General features: G+C 36.7%; 4 protein-coding genes and 1 pseudogene. 4 read left to right on the plus strand and 1 reads right to left on the minus strand.

Annotation, left to right across the window (positions count from 1 at the left end; translation table 11 throughout):
• Nucleotides 1-350 (minus strand): annotated as a pseudogene (locus BBH99_RS07135) (MFS transporter); the annotation flags it as partial.
• Nucleotides 351-421: 71 nt separating this feature from the next.
• On the opposite strand from BBH99_RS07135, the gene BBH99_RS07140 reads away from it, so the two are divergent.
• The 4 genes from BBH99_RS07140 to BBH99_RS07155 form a co-directional block, all read left to right on the plus strand.
• The gene (locus BBH99_RS07140; RefSeq protein ID WP_066693928.1) at nt 422-1228 is read left to right on the plus strand and encodes an AraC family transcriptional regulator; all 807 of its coding nucleotides are present in this window, start codon (nt 422-424) and stop codon (nt 1226-1228) included.
• A gap of 595 nt (nt 1229-1823) precedes the next feature.
• Complete coding sequence (locus BBH99_RS07145; RefSeq protein ID WP_066693930.1) at nt 1824-2429, plus strand: hypothetical protein; 606 nt, start codon at nt 1824-1826, stop codon at nt 2427-2429.
• 155 nt (nt 2430-2584) lie between these two features.
• Nucleotides 2585-2956 (plus strand): hypothetical protein, encoded by a 372-nt coding sequence (locus BBH99_RS07150; protein ID WP_123873062.1) that lies wholly within the window; start codon nt 2585-2587, stop codon nt 2954-2956.
• A gap of 258 nt (nt 2957-3214) precedes the next feature.
• The coding region (locus tag BBH99_RS07155; protein ID WP_066693934.1) for an efflux RND transporter permease subunit at nt 3215-6714 on the plus strand (3500 nt) is incomplete at its 3' end.

Here is a 6714-nt window from a genome sequence, read left to right on the forward strand (position 1 = left end):
CCCAAACCAATAAATACCGAACCCGCAAACAACAGCCAAACGGAACCTGAAATTCTCAGGAATAATCCAAAACTTAAAATAATCAAGGAATACATTAATAATTTGCTGATTCCAAACTTATTGGAAAATCTGCTGACCAAAACGGAACAGACTGCAAACATAAAAAGGGGAATAGAAGTGAGAAGACTCACCTGGAAATTATCCAGTCTCAGAGCATCCCTCACATCTCCAAGCACCGGAGATACAGCAACAATAGGGGATCTAAGATTACTGGAGATCAGTATCACCACCAAAACATTCAGAATCATTAAAACATAAGAAGCATTCTTTTTTACTTCGTTCTTCATCATAGTAAAAACTTTTGTACAAAATTAGCATAGTAATTTTGTTTAATTTTGCCAAAGTTTTAACCTGAAACGACATGAATGCAAATGACAATATCAAAATAGATGAACTTACTAAACCTTATTTTGTTTGGTTTGAAGACAACTGGGTTCATGATAACGTTCTCCATCAGCATGAAAAAGGTCAATTAGTATACGTAGAAAGCGGATTTCAATATATTACGATTGAAGAAAGGATTTATCTTCTTCCTCAGAATCATGCAGCCTGGATTCCTTCACGCGCCATACATAAAACCAATTCCCATTCTGAAAAGATCAAACTGATGATTATGTTTGCCGATACAGACCGGCAAAATTCATTTTATGACGAGGTTAATGTATTTTCTGTTCCTCCTGTACTGCGGGAAATGATAAAATATGCTGAAAAATGGTCCAAACAGCAGAAAAGCAACAAAGATGAAGTGGTGTTTTTGAAGGCTCTTTTTAATGAACTTCCTCATTTTGTAGAACATTCTCTGAAACTACATATCTGCCTTCCAAAAGACAAACGTCTGGAAAAAGTGATTGAGTATCTTCATCATCATTATAATACAGAAATAAAAATAGAGGATCTTGGTGAGTTGGCCCTTGTTTCTGTCCGAAGCTTAGAAAGAATCTTCAAGAAAGAAACGGGCCTTACACTGAGCAAATACCAGCAAATGCTTCGTATCATTAAAAGCCTTGAACTTTTAAGTTCTGGTAACTTTACGATTTCAGAGACGGCTTATAAAGTAGGGTATAAGAGCGTGCAGGCTTACACCAGAAGTTTTCAAGCAGTGATGCAGTTCAGACCAACCGATTTTATGAAAAACATTAACCTGGGTTCAGAAAAGAGGATTTATTAATATTAGAAATCTTCTGAACATATTATATAAAAGTATTTTTAAACTTTAATAAAACAAATAATTCACTTTTTGTCTATTTATCAAATAAACAAAAAATAATCAATTATGAGGCTTATTAAAACAAAAAAGGCCTCCAGATAGGAGACCTTAAAAAAACACAAATGATGAAAAAAAATTATTTCGATTCACAAATATAAGTAAAATTTATATTATGCAAAGCATTGTATATGTATTTTTTTTAAATATTATTTATTTTAATTAAAAATTACCATTCTTTACTATATTTTAGTTTTCCTTATGATTTTGAAATATAGTCTGTATAAGATTGTTTAATCCATATAGTAAATACTTTGTATATCAGATTATCTAACATATTACTGCATACATTTACCATTCAATGCTCATTTATTGTTATGAATACAATTTTAAAAAGAAGCTAAACAGAGAAAATGAAAATAACTAAGCTCTACAAGATTAATTGAATCTCTGCCAGATAGAAGAAAATATAGCTTTTAATTTACTACGGAAAAGTGATAATATGACTCCAATCATAAAGAAAAATAAATAATTTCTTTTAATTTGATTAAAAAGAGGTATGAAGCCAAAACAAATTAAGGGAGTTCCCGAGCAAAAGTCAGGTGGATTCCATGATACAGAAACGTATATGAAGTTTGAAAAGGCAGTAATTTCAGTAAAATATGAAACCTTAAAGAAACGGTTTTTCTCTGTTAATGACTGGAAGAGCTATTGCGGAGAAGCTTTTGCGGCCTTTAAGCTCTATACACCTAATGGCAATCCGGCAGAAAGAGAACCACAGAAAGGAGATTTTGTAAGAATCAATATTCCCGGTCCCGGAGAAACAGAGGCCAAAGGGTACGATTGGGTAGAAATAATTGATATCTGCTACTACGAAGACGCCCATTCGGAAAGTATTACAATGACCTGCAGACCCTCTCAGAACCCGACTGACACAAGCAGTCATATTGCCCACTTTTACAGCTCTAAAGCAACTTCTACTTTTATGATCCAGAAATATCCCACTCATTTAAAAGCGGCGGTATACGGAAGAAATGAGTCTCCAAACTATAATGCCAACTTCATTGATATACTCAGAAATGTAGCAGTAGCCATTGGTGGAATGTTAGGTATCGCTAAAATTCAGTGGAAACAACTTACCAACGGATTATTGGATTTTGACTAAAACAGAATTTAAGGGAGACTCTGAAAAAATATTCTAACATATAAAGCATAGCAAAGTATGCAACTGCATTGGTAAGGTCGAAAAACCTCTTTATTAAACAAAAATTAATCTTTCTCTTTTTCTTCAGAAAAAATTTAAGCCTTATATTTGCAGGGATGTTAAAATGGTTCTCCATAATATGTTCAATGATGTATGTGCTGGCTACCACCAATGCGGGGGAAGTACTGAAGGTGCCTATGTTTGTAGAACACTTTATGGAATATGAAGGAAATCTTTCAGAATTCGTCATGGAACATTATGACAATCATAAAAAAGATGCTGACTGGGATCTGGATCAGAAGTTACCTTTTATTAATCCGCCTATTGTATTGACTGTACATGCACAACTTCCTGATTATACCTTTGAAATCAAAAAACCTAAGGAAATCAGAATTCCTCAGAAAAACAGCATTTATCAGGAAAAGGATTTCTCAAACCTTTACCTTTCCAATATTTTCCAGCCTCCACGGCTTTCTTCATTGATTTAAAATTAAAAATGAATACTTTAAGTTTTCCTTAAAGTCATCTATTCTTATTGTTTATCAATCAATCTTGTAGCATAACATTATTCTGCTTTGTTTTTAAATAAGAGTACACTTATCTTGTGAAAATCTTTGATTTTTATTTTTTGTGAACTTCTATTCAACCCCATTCCAAACTTAAGCCAGGTTTGTGACTTTTGCGGTTCATCCATCAATTACAAGCAGTTTATAAAAGACTACAGATTATCTATTAATAATTTTTTCATGTTAAACAAAATTATTGAGTTTTCTGTAAAGAATAAACTCATCATTGCTCTGTTCACCATAGGATTAGTCCTTTTCGGAGTATATGAAACCTCCAGATTACCCATTGATGCTCAGCCTGATATCACCAATAATCAGGTACAGATTATCACTACTGCACCTTCTTACGGAGCTGCAGATATTGAGCGTCTCGTAACATTTCCCATTGAACAGGCAACCAGCAACATCAGCGGAATCACCGAGCTCCGAAGCCTCTCCAGATTCGGATTGTCATTAGTAACAGTTGTTTTTGATGATGATACCGATGTATATTGGGCCCGACAACAGGTCCAGGAGCGTTTACAGCTCGTTCAGGACAATATTCCTGCCGGAATTGGAAAGCCAGAATTAGGTCCTATTTCTACAGGATTAGGCGAAGTTTTCCAATATGTAGTAAGAGCCAAGAAAGGCTATGAAAACGTGTATGACGAAACGGAATTAAGAACTATTCAGGACTGGATAGTCAGACGACAATTGCTCGGAACCAAAGGAGTTGCAGATGTCAGCAGCTTCGGAGGAAAGCTGAAACAGTATGAGATTGCTATTAATCCTAACAAACTTCAGGCTTTTAATATCAATATCAATGATGTTTTTGCAGCATTGGAAAAGAATAACCAGAATACCGGTGGAGCTTATATCGAAAAGAAAGAAACCGTTCTTTTTATCCGAAGTGAAGGTCTTTTGGGAACAACAGAAGATATTGGAAATACCCAGGTAGCAGAAACCAAAGAAGGTATTCCTGTTCATATTAAAGATGTTGCCACGGTGAAAATCGGATATGCGACAAGGTATGGCGCCATGACCTATAACGATACAGGAGAAGTCTCCGGAGCGATAGTATTGATGCTTAAAGGAGAAAATGCCAATCAGGTAATCGGTAACATCAAGCAAAAGCTTGAAAAGATTCAGGAATCTTTACCGGAAGGGGTAGTGATTGAACCTTTCCTGGATCGTGCTAAAATGGTTAACAATACCATCAGTACGGTAAAGACCAACCTGATGGAAGGAGCTTTAATCGTTGTGTTCATCCTTGTCATTTTCCTTGGAAACTTCAGAGCCGGATTGCTGGTTGCCTCTGTCATTCCTTTAGCCATGCTGTTTGCCATTATTATGATGAATATCTTTGGTGTTGGAGGTAACCTGATGAGCCTTGGTGCTTTAGACTTTGGTCTTATTGTGGATGGAGCTGTTATCATTGTAGAAGCAGTTCTGCATCAACTGGCTCATAAAAAGCATTTTGGAAAAGACAATATGCTGAGTAAAAAGGAAATGGATGACCAGGTTTCCAGTTCTGCCACCAAAATGGTTAACAGTGCCGTTTTCGGACAGATTATTATCCTTATCGTATACCTTCCGATCTTTACACTGCAGGGAATTGAAGGAAAAATGTTCAAACCAATGGCACAAACGGTAGCTTTTGCCTTAATTGGAGCCTTTATTCTTTCCCTTACCTATATTCCCATGATGAGTTCATTGGTATTGAGCAGAAAGAAAAAAGAAAAAGAGAATATTTCCGACAGGGTAATGGCCAAAGTGGAAGCAGGGCATCAAAAGTTCCTGATGAAAGCTTTAAAATTCAGAAAAACAATCATTCTGAGTGTTTTGGTTCTTTTTGCCGGGGCCGTTTTCACCTTATCCAGAATGGGTGGAGAATTCATTCCTTCTTTGGAAGAAGGAGATTTTGCTGTTGAAATGAGGATTCTTCAGGGAAGTAATATCAATGAGACCAAAAAGGTAACCACACAGGCTTCAAGCATCCTTTTAAAACAGTTCCCGGAAATCCAGAAGATCGTTGTCAAGATCGGAAGTGCTGAGATCCCAACAGAACCTATGCCCATGGATGCCGGAGATATGATTATTGTTTTAAAGCCTAAAAAAGAATGGACCTCTGCCCAATCATTCCCTGAACTCTCAGAAAAGATGAGCAAGGCATTAAGTGTTATTCCGGGATTAACAACCAGCTTCCAGTTCCCGGTGCAGATGCGTTTTAATGAACTGATGACCGGAGCCAGACAGGATATCGTCTGTAAAATTTACGGTGAAGATCTTGATAGCCTTACCACCTATGCCAAAAAACTGGGAAGCATCATTAATACAGTAAAAGGAGCTCAGGATCTTTATATAGAACCTGTTGAAGGAGCTCCACAAGTTGTAATTGATTATAACCGCTCAGAATTATCCAGATACAATATTTCCGTTGGAGAGATCAACAGAGTAATTAATATGGCCTTTGCCGGGCAGACGGCAGGAGCTTTATATGAAGGGGAGAAAAAGTTTGATATCGTTGTCCGTATGGATAATGATTATAAAAAAGATATTACCAGCATCCAGAACTTATTGGTTCCTACCGCTTCCGGAGAACAAATTCCTCTGTCTCAACTGGCTAAAGTAGAACTTAAAGACAGTCCGAACCAGATCCAGAGAGAAGATACCAAAAGAAGGATTATCATAGGATTTAATGCCAAGGGAAGAGATGTTCAGACTGTTGTGGAGGAACTTCAGCAAAAAGTAGGAAAGGATATGAAATTCTCTCCTGGATATACCATTGCTTATGGAGGAACTTTTGAAAACCTAAACGAAGCCAAAGCCCGATTAGGAGTTGCTGTTCCTATTTCTTTGGTGATGATTTTCTTGCTGTTATTCTTTGCTTTCGGTTCTGTAAAACACAGCTTATTAATCTATACCGCAATACCATTATCAGCAATTGGAGGAGTATATTTCCTTGCTTTAAGAGGAATGCCTTTCAGTATCAGTGCCGGCGTTGGATTCATTGCTTTATTTGGAGTTGCCGTACTTAACGGAATTGTTTTAGTATCAGAATTTAACCGATTGAAAAAGAATGGTATAACCAATACCAGCAGAATTGTGTTGATGGGAACAAGGATCAGACTTCGCCCGGTTCTGATGACTGCTTTTGTAGCTTCATTAGGTTTCCTTCCAATGGCAATCAGTAACGGAGCAGGAGCTGAAGTACAGAGACCATTAGCTACCGTAGTGATCGGCGGATTGATGCTTGCCACTCTTTTAACCTTGTTTGTACTCCCTATTCTTTACGTCTTATTTGAACACATTAATAAAGATAAAATGAAATTCTCTAAAAAAATAAACTATAAAAAACTGTCTGTCTTCCTGCTGTTCGTTTCTTTCGGAAGTCTTAGCGCACAGGAAAGTATCACCTTTGAACAAGCTCTGGAAAAGGCTTATCAACAAAACGGAACACTTAAAAGTTCAAAATTAATCTCTGATTATCAGGAAAAATTAAAAGCCAGCTATCTTGATCTTCCCCAACTGGAAGTTACGGGAGCTTTTGGGCAGATTCAGGGGGAAGAAACGGATAACTCATTCGGACTCTCTCAAAGGTTCAGCTTTCCAACCGTCTATTCAAAAAGAAAGCAGTTGCTGGATGCGGAATGGACAGCAAGTGTTATCAATCAAAACCTAACCAAAGCACAGCTTACAAA

This window comes from Chryseobacterium contaminans (assembly GCF_001684955.1).
GTDB classification, from domain to species: Bacteria; Bacteroidota; Bacteroidia; order Flavobacteriales; family Weeksellaceae; genus Chryseobacterium; species Chryseobacterium contaminans.